Origin of the sequence: Limnobaculum parvum, assembly GCF_003096015.2 — a bacterium.
Lineage (GTDB): Bacteria > Pseudomonadota > Gammaproteobacteria > Enterobacterales > Enterobacteriaceae > Limnobaculum > Limnobaculum parvum.
In genome coordinates this window covers 1255307-1270674 of the sequence record NZ_CP029185.2, presented here as the reverse complement: position 1 = coordinate 1270674, position 15368 = coordinate 1255307, and the positions used below count along the sequence as shown (strand labels likewise).

At 47.1% G+C, this 15368-nt stretch carries 14 protein-coding genes; 4 read left to right on the top strand and 10 right to left on the bottom strand.

Annotated elements, in window-relative coordinates; all coding sequences use genetic code 11:
- Nucleotides 1–83: 83 nt before the first annotated feature.
- From HYN51_RS05080 to yfbV, 8 genes are all read right to left on the bottom strand, one after another.
- Entirely contained in the window at nucleotides 84–1289 is a 1206-nt protein-coding gene (locus tag HYN51_RS05080) for an ABC transporter permease (protein ID WP_108901837.1), read from the bottom strand.
- Nucleotides 1286–1975, bottom strand: coding sequence for an ABC transporter ATP-binding protein (locus HYN51_RS05075; protein WP_108901836.1), 690 nt, complete (start codon nucleotides 1973–1975; stop codon nucleotides 1286–1288). Before HYN51_RS05075 ends, HYN51_RS05080 begins: the two co-directional genes overlap by 4 nt.
- 14 nt (nucleotides 1976–1989) lie before the next feature.
- On the bottom strand, nucleotides 1990–2469 hold the full coding sequence (locus HYN51_RS05070; protein ID WP_230514022.1) for a hypothetical protein: 480 nt from the start codon (nucleotides 2467–2469) through the stop codon (nucleotides 1990–1992).
- Nucleotides 2470–2471: 2 nt separating this feature from the next.
- On the bottom strand, nucleotides 2472–4226 hold the full coding sequence (locus HYN51_RS05065; protein ID WP_108901835.1) for an alkaline phosphatase: 1755 nt from the start codon (nucleotides 4224–4226) through the stop codon (nucleotides 2472–2474).
- Between the two features lie 85 nt (nucleotides 4227–4311).
- Nucleotides 4312–6069 (bottom strand): SLC13 family permease, encoded by a 1758-nt coding sequence (locus HYN51_RS05060; RefSeq protein WP_329958626.1) that lies wholly within the window; start codon nucleotides 6067–6069, stop codon nucleotides 4312–4314.
- A gap of 419 nt (nucleotides 6070–6488) precedes the next feature.
- Nucleotides 6489–7142: a sugar phosphatase gene (locus tag HYN51_RS05055; RefSeq protein WP_108902171.1), complete on the bottom strand. Its 654-nt coding sequence runs from the start codon at nucleotides 7140–7142 to the stop codon at nucleotides 6489–6491.
- Between the two features lie 78 nt (nucleotides 7143–7220).
- Nucleotides 7221–7727 carry a YfbU family protein gene (locus HYN51_RS05050; protein WP_108901834.1) on the bottom strand — a complete coding sequence of 169 codons (507 nt, stop codon included), beginning with the start codon at nucleotides 7725–7727 and terminating at the stop codon, nucleotides 7221–7223.
- Nucleotides 7728–7931: 204 nt separating this feature from the next.
- Nucleotides 7932–8384 (bottom strand): terminus macrodomain insulation protein YfbV, encoded by a 453-nt coding sequence (yfbV, locus tag HYN51_RS05045; protein WP_108902170.1) that lies wholly within the window; start codon nucleotides 8382–8384, stop codon nucleotides 7932–7934.
- Between the two features lie 372 nt (nucleotides 8385–8756).
- On the opposite strand from yfbV, the gene ackA reads away from it, so the two are divergent.
- Nucleotides 8757–9959, top strand: coding sequence for an acetate kinase (ackA, locus tag HYN51_RS05040; protein WP_108901833.1), 1203 nt, complete (start codon nucleotides 8757–8759; stop codon nucleotides 9957–9959).
- A gap of 74 nt (nucleotides 9960–10033) precedes the next feature.
- A complete protein-coding gene (gene pta / locus HYN51_RS05035) occupies nucleotides 10034–12181 on the top strand; it encodes a phosphate acetyltransferase (protein ID WP_108901832.1) in 2148 nt (715 codons plus the stop codon).
- A gap of 91 nt (nucleotides 12182–12272) precedes the next feature.
- Here the strand turns inward: pta and yfcD are convergent, their stop codons facing one another.
- Both yfcD and yfcE read right to left on the bottom strand, forming a co-directional pair.
- Nucleotides 12273–12824 (bottom strand): NUDIX hydrolase YfcD, encoded by a 552-nt coding sequence (yfcD, locus tag HYN51_RS05030; RefSeq protein WP_108901831.1) that lies wholly within the window; start codon nucleotides 12822–12824, stop codon nucleotides 12273–12275.
- A gap of 3 nt (nucleotides 12825–12827) precedes the next feature.
- Nucleotides 12828–13385: a phosphodiesterase gene (gene yfcE, locus HYN51_RS05025; RefSeq protein WP_108901830.1), complete on the bottom strand. Its 558-nt coding sequence runs from the start codon at nucleotides 13383–13385 to the stop codon at nucleotides 12828–12830.
- 194 nt (nucleotides 13386–13579) lie between these two features.
- Between yfcE and HYN51_RS05020 the strand changes: the two genes are divergently transcribed.
- Nucleotides 13580–14230, top strand: a complete 651-nt coding sequence (locus tag HYN51_RS05020) for a glutathione binding-like protein (protein WP_157952988.1) — start codon at nucleotides 13580–13582, stop codon at nucleotides 14228–14230.
- 104 nt (nucleotides 14231–14334) lie between these two features.
- Nucleotides 14335–15237, top strand: coding sequence for a TIGR01777 family oxidoreductase (locus HYN51_RS05015; RefSeq protein ID WP_108901828.1), 903 nt, complete (start codon nucleotides 14335–14337; stop codon nucleotides 15235–15237).
- The last annotated feature ends 131 nt before the right edge of the window (nucleotides 15238–15368 follow it).

The following is a 15368-nucleotide window of genomic DNA, read 5'->3' as shown; positions in this document are numbered from 1 at the left end:
TCCATGCGGCTCGTGCTACTTTTTGCCTTCCTTCGGCAACATTCCGACGCAGTTAACATCCAAAGGTCAAAACAATAAAGACTTCAGACCTTCAATGCCTCCGCAGGAGAATAACGATACGTCCACACCGCTGGCAGCAGCAGGATCACGCCAATAATACCCCATATCGCCGCTATCAACAGGCCGTCCTCCGGTTGGATTGTTACCGGCAGTTTCATTCCATACAGTGAGGATATACGTTGAGAGATCCATAGCGTCGCCAGATAGCCAACGATAACTCCCAGCATAATTCCAGTGGTCATCATTAACATCAATCCAGACCAGATGAGTGCCACAATACCACGTTGCGGTGCGCCAAATGCCCGCAGAGCACCAAGCTGCCGTTTACGCTGTTCCAGATGAACCACAATCACCATCAAAATGGCAATCACCACCAGAACCTGTGTGCCAATCGCCATCAGGGAGAGGATCTGACGGACATCTCCCAGCGTGCCATACAGGCGCGTCAATACTTCACCGGGGAAAACCGCCATACTTTCACCTGCACGATATTGCGACCTGAGTTGATAGGCTCCGGCAATGCTTTTCGGCTTAACCACCACCGCGGAGACATCACCCTCATGATGATGTTTTTCACCATCGACGTGACCTTCATGCTCTTCAGCCCCATGTATCGCCCATACGGCAGTGATAGGTACCAGAATCGCTTTATCCCAAGCATCACCAAAGGCTGACAATACGCCAGTGACGGTATATCGAATCGACTCATGTGGGTGGGCACCTTCACTACCAACCTGTCCATGTATGGGTATCACCTTATCACCCACAGAGAGTCCCGTCGCCGCGCCGACAATGGCACCATACTCACCACCAAATACAGAATCTTTATGGTTCAGGCCGTCGCTACCGTACTGTATATTCCTGCCCCGCAACAGGTCATCATCGGTTCCGATAATAGGCATACCTTTATAGCTATCACCAAAGGCTAATGGTGACGCAGACGCCACTAGCGGATGCTGTTTCAGCTCATCCAAATAGTGATGGGGTAACAGCGGTAATAGAGAGGGCTGTAAAAATACGCTGGATAACACCAGTTGAGTTTCACTTCCTGCGGCACCAACGATCAAATCAAAGCGGTCAGCCGCTCTAGCACTTCCCTCGCGCAACGCTCTTTCTTGCAAGTTGACCACGATACTGAAAGCAACCGCGGCGGCAATCAGTAGGATAAGAATCAGCGTTCCGCCCCACAGGCGTCTAAAATCAGCATAGATAATTTTAAAAGGAATCATTGTGCTTTCCCTGCGGTAATGTCTTTAACCGGACGGCCGTTCTCCAGCGTAATTCGCCGACGCATTTCATCGCTCAAACGGGGATCGTGAGTAATGCATATCAGGGTAGCGCTCGACAGCTTTGCAAACTGAGTAAGCAAACGGATAACGTCCAGCCCATTATTAGCATCCAGACTGGCAGTAGGCTCATCGGCAATCACAATTTCCGGTTTACTCAACAATGCCCGAGCTATTGCTACCCGCTGTTTTTCACCTCGCGATAATGTATCCACCACCTGCTTGTGCTGTCGGATACCAACCTGCTCCAGTAGCTCAGCGGCGCGTATTTTCAACGATGAGGGCAAACGCCAGTGATGAAAACGCACCGGTAGCAAAACATTATCCAGCGCGCTTAATCCGGGATACAAATGGAAGTCTTGCATCACCAGACCGACATGATTCGCCCGCCAGCGATCCCGTTGGCGTTCCGACATACGACCAATATCTTTACCATTCCAAAAAATCTTACCGCTACCACTACGCTCAAGGCCGCTAATCGCATTAACCAACGTGGTTTTTCCACTGCCGGAAGCACCGGTAACCGCCACATGAGCCCCTGCAGAGACGACCAATTGAGGAATATTCAGTGCCGCCTGAACGCTGCCGTTAAACCTAACCTGTAACTGATTAATAAACAGTTCTGACATATACAGACTCCCGATTAAAGTTCGCTAAATTGTGCATCACGCAGGCGTAACAGGCTGACAAACCCCGTATTTTCATCCCGCCAGGTTCCATACTCTAGGATACCGGTCACTTTTATCATGCTGTTATTTTGTATAAAGGTTTGACGTTTGGTGAGATAGACCACCAGAATATCTTCCGGCCAGTCGGCATCCGAAGAGCAAAACGGGCAAATTGCCATCGGCATTTTGGTTAAGACAAAAAACTGGGATTCCGCTTTGATGGGAGGTGCCATAAAGCCGGTGATTTCTATCTGTTGGCCCGACAATTGTTTTACGCGATCGGAAAACTCCAGTCCCAACACGCTTACTTTGCTATAAAACTGCTCGAAGGTAAGTGTCGGCTGGGCTTTTAACGGTGATGCCACAAGCAGTATCAGCAGTAACCATTGGCAATAACGCCTGCCAGAAAAACCGCCGAGGGCAATCCGGCGATTCAGAACGGCGCATCTTGTCATTATCACTCCTGCTTACCGTGGCCTAACGACAGCGCATCGACAATCACACGGAACAACTCGGTGTTGTCCATATATCCATGAAAGCGTTCAGCGCCGGGGCCAGATGCTTGAACAATCATGTCATCAACGGAGTGCACACCGGTATCGCTTTTACGCGGAAGATTACCGCTTCTCAGTACGGCTCCCGGTATATCTTTGTATATCGCGTTGGCAATATACTCTCCCTTCTCATTTTGAATCGCGGGCACAAAACGCGCATCCAGCTTGGGTCTGAAGATTTCATAATGGTCTGGGAAATTATTGAAGAACACGGCTAAACGTTTAGAGACATCCACCCTGTCCGGGTAGCCGTCACCGTTTTTATCCTGATAGTTTGGATATCCTGCCGTTTCATACACACCAACCTTCTCACGCATATCGTTACCCGGCTTATCATCGTCAATGGTTCCGATAATTGAGATGCCGTGAGTATGATCGCCGGTAACAATAATCAGCGTATCTGGATGGGTTTCGGCAAACTTTTTGGCAATGGCCACGGACTGGTCAAGCATAATGGTGTTATATACCGCACGTTCCCAATCCAGTGGATGTGAGGCTTTATCAATCAGGGCTGATTCGACCATCAGAAAGAAGCCATCCTGATTTTTTGACAATACATCCAATGCCGTTTGGGTCATTTCCGTCAGGTCCGGCTGGTCGGGAAACTTTTTAGTGACATCATTCTTCAAGAAGCGTCGATCTAGTACATCATCCATATTACCGGTATGGAACAGACCGAGTAACTTATCCGCACTGGAGCCCTGTTTTTTCAGCTCATTAGCATTAGTAACCAGCAGATAACCTGCCTTCTGGAAGCGTTCAATATAGTTTTGGTTATCTTTGCGTTTAGAGCCTAACGTGGTTTCCGGCAGAAAATAGGCTGAACCTCCACCAAGCAGAACATCCGGCTTAATGTCATAGAACATACTGACAATTTCCGCTTTATCGGCACGACGACGAGTATGGGACAGTACCGCTGCTGGCGTGGCATCTTCCAGTTCAGCATCACTGACGACGCCCACCGACATGTTGGTTGTGCGTTTAATCAGTTCTCCCAGTGTTTCTTGTTTAGGATGGTTAAGGGAATCTTTAGCGCGGCTGACATAAACCCCCAACGCGTTAACGCCGGACTTGTGACCAGTCATATAGGCACTCATGGTGTTGGCACTGTCAGCAGCAATAGAATCGGTACTCGAGGTGCCAATAAATGCCATATTGGTTAAGTCATCGATGGCTAGACGACCATTGGCTTTACCTTCAGTGATACCTTTCGACATCACTCTGGCAGCGGTTCGGTGGGCAACCGACAGGCCATCACCAATAAATAGAATGACGTTTTTAGCCTGACGTTTTTTCGGCGTTTGATAAACACTCCAGCTTACCGTGCCGTTTTCATCCCCTGCGCTTACTTCAACTTTGTAATCACCCGGCGTGGCGATGTCGACATTCTTTATTACCACTGATGAGGCATTTAGCCCGTCTTCATCTTTAATAAAATCGCTTTTTTGGCTCCATACCTGTTGGTACGATTTTCCATTAATTTTGATACTGACTTGAGCGGGATCGACCTGTTTGTCAAACTCAACCTTAAAGTCAAATTTGCCACCGGTTAACATGGTCGCTCGATCGATAGGATAGATATTCACGGCAAACGCCGTCGCAGGTATAACCACAGGAACTAACGCAAAAGTGACAGGAACCAACCAACTTGCCTTCATAACATTCTCCTTATTTTTCTTTTTCAGGAGCAGCTTACTCAGGCTGAGTGTCAATTTTATGAACGAAATATGTCCAATTTGTGTCTTAGAACGGAAACAACAGCGGAATAATTAGCACGCTCACCACCATCACCAGTAGTGTAAACGGCACGCCGATACGCAGGAAATCACTAAATTTATAGCCACCAAGCCCAAGCACCATAGTATTTACCGGTGATGATACGGGTGTCATAAACGCGGCCGATGCGGCAATCGCCACCACCATGGCAAACGGCAAGGCTGAAACCCCCATCTGATTTGCAGCGCCAATAGCTATCGGTGCCATCAATACCGCTGTCGCCGTATTGGAAATAAACAATCCTATTATCGCACTCAAAACAAACAGGCTAAGCAGTACCACCCTTGGCCCCATATCCCCAACGGTGCCCATCAATCCCTGCACAATAAGGTCAATACCACCGGTTTTTTGTAGCGCATGGGCAAAAGGCAACATGCCTACAATCAGAATCAGCGTCGGCCAATGAATAGACTTGTAGGCGCTTTCCATATCAATACAGCGGAACTTCCCCATCAGTAAACAGGCCAACAGGGCTGCAATCACGTTGGGCACACTACCCGTCACCATCAGGAAAATCATCAGAATCAGACACAACAATGCATGAGGAGCCTGACTGGTGGCAGGTGCTATTTCATCCACTTCGGCAGGGAGATTCATCACCAGAAAATCACGGGTATTACTTTGCAATTGACGAATCTGACGCCAGTCGCCAATCACCAGCATCATGTCACCCACTTTAAGCTCTTCATCAATTTGATTGGCTTCAATCAGCTTGCCATTGCGTCGGATACCAATCACATTCAGGTTATAGCGAGTGCGAAATCCCATCTGCCGCAGAGTTTTACCGATATATTCAGATTCAGGAACCAGCGACACTTCCGCCATGCCTACTTCGCGCGCTTGCTCAGAGAAGTATTCCCCGCGCAAAATCATCGGCTCCAATTGCTCTTCGGTGCAGAAGTGCCGAACATCCGCTTCCGGGGCGAACATATCCACCAGCAAAATGTCATGCACTCGTAATTCAGTTGCGGCAAACGCCCCAATCATCACCCGGCGGAATTTACGCCAGCGCTCAATACCCACCACGTTTGCACTATAGCGGGAACGCAAATGCAGTTCATCTAGCGTACGGCCAATTAGCGGGGATCCGGGGCGAATAGAGAGCCGTCGTGCTCGGCCACTCAACTTATAATCATGAATTAGATCGCGCATGGTACGGCGAGTACGGGATTTAGCTTTATCCTGACTCACCGGTTTCACCAGCCAAGAGCGCACCAGCAGCATGTAGCCGATCCCCATGACCAGAATCACTATACCAATGGGCGTAATGCTAAAGAAATCAAACTGCCCTGCGCCATGACGATGTAATTCACTGTTCACCACCAAGTTTGGCGGTGTTGCCACCAGCGTCATCATACCGCTGATTAATCCGGCAAATGCCAGAGGCATCATCAGGCGGCCCGGCTCTCTTTCCATCCGCGATGAAACGCTCATCACCACCGGAATAAAAATAGCGACCACACCGGTGGAACTCATTATCGAGCCCAATCCGGCTACCGCTAACATCAGCAACACGAGTAGTTTAGTTTCACTACTGCCAGCCACCCGAACCAACCAGTCACCCACTTGATAGGCAATACCGGTTCGCACCAGCCCTTGGCCAATCACAAACAGTAGCGCAATCAGAATAACGTTGGGATCGCTGAAGCCAGAAATAGCTTCCGGTAGAGTCAGTATGCCGCTGGTAACAAAAACGGTGATCAATAATAAAGCAACCACATCCATCCGAAGTTTATTCGATATGAACAAGATTATTGCGAGCAATAGAAAGCATAAGACCCAAAAAAGTTGGCTATCGGCTAGCGTAGCTACCGTTGTCAATAATCGCTCGATCACTGCGGCTCCTTTACTGGTTTTCTAAACGTTTTTGCCCCATGCAAAGAGATAATCGAATACTCATCGTGATAACACATTGGCTTTGAGCTGTTTTTCAGCCCGCCTGTAAAGTTACGCTATTTTTTCCTCAACAAAGGAGCTATATAGGCGTTTTAACAGAATAAAACACATCGTCAACGTTATATCAATCAAAAACCAAAACATTCAGCAGAAACAATAAGATTAGCCAATAGTCACCTCGACACATTAATAAGAAAGCGCCATAAATTGGCGCTTTTTTATCTTTATACTGCTAATTATTCATTTGATTAATCAAATTGAATTCTGGCAATGTTATCTGCATAACTGACATGTAACTGTTGCAGCGTTTTTAGCGACTTGTCCACCTGAGACAGTTCAGGCGTATTCGCCGGTGCATTTACCGCGATCACCTGACAGCCTGCCGCCAGCCCAGAAGCTAGCCCCGCAGCGGCATCTTCAACCACCATACAGTCTGATGGTGCCAGACCTAAGCGTTCTGCGCCCAGCAAATAGGCGTCAGGTTCAGGTTTACCTCTGGCTACCAGTTCTGCGGTGACAAACACCTCGGGGAACGGTATTCCCGCGGCTTTACTACGGGCATGAGCAATAGGAATGGTGCCTGAAGTCACGATCGCCCAGGGTACTTTCAGTTCGTTCAGGCGGTTGAGCAACTCAATGGCACCCGGCAAAGCTTCTACCCCTTCTGTATCAGTCGCTTCAATTTGCTCCAGTCGGTCAAACTCTTTTTTGATCGCCTCTTCACTTTGACCCGCCATAAAATGACGCAGTGAAGTTATTGCCTGCTTGCCGTGAATAAAATCGAGCATTTCCTGCGGCGCAACATTCAGACGTTCAGCCACGCCTAACCATGCACGTTCAACAACCGGTAAAGAGCTCACCAACGTACCGTCCAAATCAAAAAGAAAACCTTTACAATTCAAATTAATACTCTCACTAGCAAAACAAAAATTAGTGACCGGCATTCGCCGGCCACCATAATAAGTTAAGAAGAGAAGTCATCAGGCATTAATGATTTGAGAAATCTCAATGGCACATAGATGGTACTGACGAGGACAGGATTGCCAGATGGCCAGCATGCGCTGATATTTGTCCCACATTTTAGTCTGTGAGTTAAAACCATGAGTTCCTGAATCGAAGTGGGTATAGCGGCCTTCAGTATTCACCAAGAAGCGAACATAGCTAAGATAGCGGGCTTCCGTTGCGACATCAAAACCAAGAAAATTAATACGACGTTCATCAATTTCGGCTTTATCTTTCAGGTTATCACGCAGATTCTCAAAAGAGACGCTCAAAGCGTGATGCATTTCCATGATATTGATAATAGTGCGGCAGGTCTCTTCTGACAATTCACCAAACTCGCGTTCCAGTTCTTTCATCTGCAAACCGAAACCGCGCTCAATGATGGTCTGTAGCCTGCGATAACGTTCTGCGTTATCTGGGTCTAACATGGTCATCATTTTATATTGGTTTGAAAGGATTAGCCGTTGGGCATTGGTCATTTCCACGATAACAACTCCTGAGATTCCAAGACAAAAAAGAATTCTGTATGTGAATAAAGGTCATCACGAATGGGTAGAGAATCGCATATTGTGTCGCAGAGTGATAGCCATTCAGTGTAATTTTTTGTTTACTCAGGCAGAGATGATTAAAGGAAGGAAAATCAATCAACGGCATAGCTTCTGAGCGAGGTCAGAAGCCCGCACGTTAGGCTAAAGCTCATCAAGAAAAGTTTTATCTAATTGATTAAAAGCATGCTTAAGCAATTCTGCCAGATGTTGATACGTTGGCTCTTGCTCTAAAGGCGCGAACTCCTGCCCTGCATCTGCCAGCTTCCCACGCAACTGTAAAAACCACTGCTTTAGTGGTGGCGGTAAGATGGAAATGGAACGCTGACCTAACCACCATAGACCCTGTATCGGTAAACTACAGGCAAAAATCGCGGTAGCAACGGCGGGCCCCAGTTGGCCATTCATGGCGATTTGCCAAGCCAGCATAAAGACTGCCACAGGCGGCATAAAGCGAACACCAAAGCGCGTTGCCGTAGTGATACGATTTTCCGGGAACACCGCAGACAAACGTTTTTCGTTTGGCCAGGTCTTCATATAAGCCTGCCCGCGCTGAAATATCTGAATCCAACGGATAGGGCCTGATGAACGTAGCATTTTGTTTGCCGCCTTTGATTCCAGATCTGCCAATATGTACATTATGTTTCGATCCGGATTATAATGCACATTCAAAAAATCATGTAAATTTTAAAACAAATACACAAAAAACTTGATGTAGTTTAATAAATATCAATTTAATTTGTATTTGTGTTTTATTTTTACTGAGCCAGGTATTATTCTGGCTAAGACCTTATGGTCAATTTTTTGTTAGGGATAAAACAATACCAATAACCTGTTTTCAGGCAATTGTGTACAATAATAAAACGCGGGTACGCAGCAAACTTGGTGATAAAGGTTCAGCCTTACCGGTTAACGCTACGCTTGCCCTATTTTCGTTTTTCAAATCACAAAATTAAATAGGTACTTCTCATGTCGAGTAAGCTGGTTCTGGTTCTTAACTGCGGTAGTTCTTCTCTGAAATTCGCCATCATTGATGCTGCCAATGGCGAAGAACACCTTTCTGGTTTAGCCGAGTGTTTCCACCTTCCGGAAGCTCGTATCAAATGGAAAATGGACGGAAGCAAACACGAAGAAGCCCTTGGAGCTGGTGCTGCACACAGCGAAGCTCTGAAATTCATCGTTAATACTATTCTGGCTAAAAAACCAGAGCTGTCAAACAACCTGACCGCTATCGGTCACCGTGTTGTTCACGGTGGTGAGCAATTTACTCAATCAGTTGTCATCAATGCTGATGTGCTGAAAGGTATTCAGGCTGCATCTCCATTCGCCCCACTGCATAACCCAGCTGGCTTAATCGGCATCGATGAAGCATTCAAAGCGTTCCCATCTCTTAAAAATAAAAACGTGGCCGTTTTTGATACCGCTTTCCATCAGACAATGCCGACGGAATCTTACCTATATGCTCTGCCGTATAGCCTGTATAAAGATCACGGCATCCGTCGTTATGGTTTCCACGGTACCAGCCACTACTATGTCAGCCGTGAAGCAGCAAAAATGCTGAACAAACCAGTAGAAGAATTGAACGTCATTACCTGTCATTTAGGTAACGGCGGCTCGGTTGCTGCTATTCGTAACGGTGAGTGTGTGGATACTTCTATGGGTCTGACCCCACTGGAAGGTCTGGTTATGGGTACCCGTAGCGGTGATATCGATCCTGCTATCATTTTCCATCTGTATGACGTGATGGGTATGAGCATGGAACAAATCAACAAGATGCTGAACAAAGAGTCTGGTCTGCAAGGCCTGACCGAAGTGACCAGCGACTGCCGCTATGTTGAAGATAACTATGCTGAGAAAGAAGATGCCAGACGTGCGATGGATGTATTCTGTCACCGTTTAGCAAAATATATCGGTGCTTACACTGCACTGATGGACGGTCGTTTAGATGCAGTTATCTTCACCGGTGGTATTGGTGAAAACGCTGCAATGGTTCGTGAACTGGCACTGGGTAAATTGGCTCTGTTAGGCTTTGAAGTCGACCACGAGCGTAACCTGGCAGCCCGCTTTGGTAAGTCAGGCAACATCGCAAAAGATGGCACTCGTGCAGCCCTGATCATTCCAACCAACGAAGAGTTGGTGATCGCTCAGGACGCATCTCGTCTTACCGCGTAAATAACGACAACAACACCGTCAGCCTAGGCTGACGGTGTTGTTTTAGCCAAAGCATAACCTAAAGAGGTTTCGTCGTGTCTCGTACAATTATGTTAATTCCTACCGGCACCAGCGTCGGGTTGACTAGCGTCAGCCTCGGTGTCGTTCGCGCTATGGAGCGCAAAGGTGTCCGTTTAGGCGTACTAAAACCGGTTGCACAATCCCGCTCAGGTGCCGATGTGCCGGACCAGACAACTACTATTCTGCGTGCTAACTCCAATGCCGTAACGGCAGAACCACTGAGCATGGCTCAGGTTGAGAGCATGCTCAGTACCAATAAACAAGACGTACTGATGGAGACGATCGTTGAACGTTACCAAGAGTGCGCTAAAGATGCTGAAGTTGTTCTGATTGAAGGTTTGGTCCCTACTTCTCATCATCAATTCGTTAATGCCCTGAACTATGAAATCGCGAAGACCTTAGGTGCGGAAATCGTTTTTGTGATGGCATTAGGCAATGACTCCCCTGCCCAACTAAAAGAGCGTATTGATTTAGCGCGCTCTAACTTCGGCGGCAGCAAAAATGAGAACATCACAGGTGTTATCATCAACAAGCTGAATGCCCCGGTTGATGAACAGGGCCGTACTCGCCCAGACCTGTCAGAAATGTTTGATGATTCTGCAACCAAGCCAACGATAAGCGTAGTGGATACTGCTCAGTTATTTACCAATTCCTCTCTGCCGATTTTAGGCTGCATTCCGTGGAATCTGGATCTGATTGCGACCCGTGCGATCGATATGGCTCATCACTTGAAAGCACGTATCATCAACGAAGGTCAAATTCGTACTCGCCGTATTAAGAACGTCACTTTCTGTGCGCGTAGCATTCCTAATATGTTACTGCACTTCCGCCCTGGCTCACTGTTAGTGACCTCTGCCGACCGTCCTGACGTTCTGGTTTCTGCCTGTCTGGCAGCCATGAACGGCGTAGAAATCGGTGCGGTGTTGTTAACCGGCGGCTATGCCATTGATGAGCGCGTACACAAGCTGTGTGAACAAGCTTTTGAAACGGGCTTACCGGTATTCATGGTTGATACCAATACTTGGCAAACTTCCCTGTCGCTGCAAAGCCTCAGCTTAGAAGCCCCAGCGGATGACCATGAGCGTATTGAACAAGCTCAAAACTACATCGCTAACCATATCAACAGCGAATGGATTGATACCCTGACGGCAAATTCCGAGGGTTCACGCCGTATGTCTCCGCCAGCGTTCCGCTATCAGTTAACTGAGCTGGCGCGTAAAGCAGGCAAGCGAGTGGTTCTGCCTGAAGGTGATGAACCACGGACTATCAAAGCAGCGGCTATCTGTGCCGATCGCGGTATTGCACATTGTATTCTGCTGGGTAATCCAGAAGAAGTCAGACGCGTTGCCGAAGCTCAGGGCGTTGAACTGGGTAAAGGTGTAGAAATTGTTGACCCCGCTGTCGTGCGTGAAAACTATGTTCCACGTTTGGTTGAACTGCGTAAGAGCAAAGGCATGACCGAAGTGGTTGCCCGTGAGCAACTGCAAGATAACGTGGTACTGGGTACCATGATGCTGGAACAAAGCGAAGTTGACGGTTTGGTGTCGGGCGCGGTTCATACCACGGCTAACACGATTCGCCCACCGCTGCAGTTAATTAAAACCGCACCGGGCAGTTCTCTGGTTTCATCCGTCTTCTTTATGCTGTTACCTGAACAAGTGCTGGTATACGGTGACTGTGCCATTAACCCGGACCCAACAGCGGAACAACTGGCTGAAATCGCGATTCAGTCTGCTGACTCTGCAGCCGCTTTCGGCGTTGACCCTCGCGTTGCGATGATCTCCTACTCTACCGGTAATTCCGGTACCGGTAGTGACGTTGATAAAGTACGTGAAGCAACCCGTCTGGCGCAGGAAAAACGTCCTGATCTGATGATCGATGGCCCGTTACAGTATGACGCAGCAATTATGGAAGATGTAGCAAGATCTAAAGCGCCAAACTCGCCGGTTGCGGGTAAAGCTACCGTGTTCATCTTCCCTGACCTGAACACGGGTAACACTACCTATAAAGCCGTTCAGCGTTCAGCCGATTTGGTCTCTATCGGCCCAATGTTACAGGGTATGCGTAAGCCAGTTAACGACCTGTCTCGTGGTGCGTTAGTGGACGATATCGTATACACCATTGCATTGACAGCTATTCAGGCTGCACAAAACGAAGGTTAATACTCTCGTTGCTTAGTAAAAACAATGCCGGGTTTGATACCCGGCATTTTTGTTTGGTGAAATCATGAATACTGGTGGAGGCTATCCAATATCAATATTGATGTTCTACACTCTCCGCAATCTCTTGCTGTTCAGGATTACGCGTCACCCACAGATTCAACGCCTTCACAGAGTCCGGAGTGAACTCATCGGCTCGTTGATTGATCTCTTCTAGCGTCAACCAATAAACGCTCTCAATCTCCTCTTGCTGCAAGGCAAACGGACCATGAATAATACAGCTAAACAGCGCCCCCCAAACCATGCAGTTATCCGATTCATAGTAAAAGGTGCCGTGATCGGCAAATGGCACATCGGCAATGCCTAACTCCTCTTCCGCTTCGCGGCGGGCTGAAGCCAGCATGTCTTCCCCTTGCTGAACTACGCCACCTGCCGTGGCATCAAGCCACCCTGGATAGAAATCTTTGTTGTCCGTACGACGCTGCACCAAAATTTTCCCCATACCGTTGTGAACCACAATATAGGTTGCCCGATGACGCAAATTCTTCTGCCGCATTTGCTGGCGGGTCACTTGAGCCATCACATTGTTATTTTCATCAACAACATCGACCCATTCTATTTGTTCGCCTTGGTTTTGTTCTTCCATCTGTTAAAACCTTTTCTCTAAAGATACCTGAATGATGGACTCTTGTTGATGCAAGCTTAACACCTGTAACACACCATCGCTCAGCATACCAAAACTAGCCGGATATCCACCTTTAGGCAAACTGGCCGATCCCGGATTTAATAAGTAAATGTTCTCACGCTTTTCAGCCTGAGGTATGTGCGTATGACCATAAACAAACACATCTCCAGCGCGTAATGCAGGGAGCTTATCAGGATGATAATGATGCCCATGCGTTAAAAATAACCGGCGCTGTTCGAGTAATACCTGCTGCCAAGTCGCTTCTATTGGAAAGTGTAATAGCATTTGGTCTACTTCACTATCACAATTCCCCCGGACAGCCATGATTCTATCAGCAAACTGGTTAAGATACAGTGCTACTTCCGCAGGATTATAGTTATCTGGCAAGGGGTTGCGAGGACCGTGGTACAATAAGTCTCCCAATAAAATTAGCCAGTCTGCACCAGAATGCTCAAAACGTTCTAACACCCGTTGAGTGGCTGATAAAGAACCATGTAAATCAGATGCAAACATTAATTTCATCAGTGAGTATTCCTGAGTATAAAATCAGTCAAAGCGCGAGTTTGACCATTAATAATACATTGAAAAATATTATCTAAGATTAACGCATATTTTACTGAATAAAAAAGGCTTTTCCCGGCATAATATACCCGTGACTCCCAAGGAAAAACCCGTAACTTTATTAAGCCAGCAAAATTTATGCCATGGAGGGAATTATGATTAAATTTTATTACACCCCAATTCCTGATGGAAAAAAGATCGCTATCTTTCTTGAAGAGCTGGAGCTTTCTTACAGCATACATCCTTTCAAGATTGGCGATGTCAATTACCCGCAGCAAACGCGCACGACATTATCTCCAGAAGAGAGAGGCCCAATAATTATTGACCCCAAACCGCATACCGGAGAGGCTCCATTAACGCTGTATGGAGCAAGCACCATTCTGGTATATCTGGCTGAAAAGAGCGGTCATCTGGCTTCTGACGGACTTCGCCATCATTACGATGTGCTGCAATGGCTATTTTGGTTGGAAAATGAATTGATGCCAACGTTGGAGAATATGGAATATTTCAGCCATCACTCCAAGCGCATCATTCCCTCCGCTATTGAGTTTTACCATAATAAAACCATCGCCGTTTATCAATTGCTTGACCAAAATCTGACAAAAAATATGTATATTGCCGGTGACAGTTACAGCATTGCAGACATTGCCCTTTATCCTTTGGTTGATGATTATCAAAAACAGCGTATCGATTTGCAGAATTATCCCGCCGTCAATAACTGGTATCAGCGCATAAGTAAACGACAGGCCGTGATTATCGCTCGGCGAATAGATACCGAATGGCGATTAAAAAGCAAAATAGAGTAAAAACACAAAGTTGTGAGCGCGCATAATATTTCGTGTCAACTATCCGCTATGATTAGTATATGCAAGACGGTTTTGTTCCTTACGACGGCTTCAGGAGATCGCCCATGCATGTACTCATTACTGGTGCTACCGGACTTATCGGTCGTCATTTGACCAAAAAACTGCTATTGCAGTCCCACACTATTACCGTGGTTAGCCGCAGCATTGAAAAAGCCCGAGCACGGTTTGGTGATAGTGTCAGCTATTTCAATACGCTGGATAACCTAAAAAATCTCGATAACTTCGATGCGGTGATCAACCTCGCGGGTGAACCTATTGCAGATAAGCGCTGGACAGCCGTACAGAAAAGACGGCTGTGCAACAGCCGCTGGCAATTAACCGCTCATCTCAGCAAATTGTTCCTCGATAGTCATACCCCTCCGGCCGTATTTATTTCTGGATCTGCCGTTGGCTATTACGGCGATCAGGGGCAAAGCATCGTCACCGAAGACGAAAGTCCTCATTCAGAATTTACCCATACTCTCTGTCAGCGTTGGGAGGAAGAAGCACTGCGGGCAAACAGCGATCGTACTCGAGTTTGCCTGCTGCGTACCGGAGTTGTGCTATCGACGGAAGGCGGAGCACTAACCAAAATGCTACCAATATTTAAAATGGGTCTTGGTGGCCCATTAGGTTCAGGTCTGCAATATATGCCGTGGATTCATATTAATGATATGGTGAATGCCATCTTATTTTTGCTGACCACACCCAAACTGGAAGGTCCATTTAATATGGTTTCCCCCTATCCAGTACATAATGAGCTGTTTACTGACCTATTGGCCTCAGCCATCGACAGACCACACTTTTTCCGTACTCCAGCATGTGTTATCCGTTTACTCATGGGTGAATCAGCCGTATTGGTACTTGGCGGTCAACATGCATTGCCAAAACGGCTGGAAGAAGCGGGATTCCATTTTGAGTTTAGCGACCTAGAGAAGGCGTTTGAAAACTTGTTTCCGAAAGATTAAGCACATATAGAAGAACGAGTCCAAACAAAAGGCCTGAAGTTGACTGACACCTATAAGCGCCAGAATAGGCTTATAGGTGTTCAGTGAAAGATTATCGCACTAGACCCGACATTTGTGGGTATTCGCTCTTA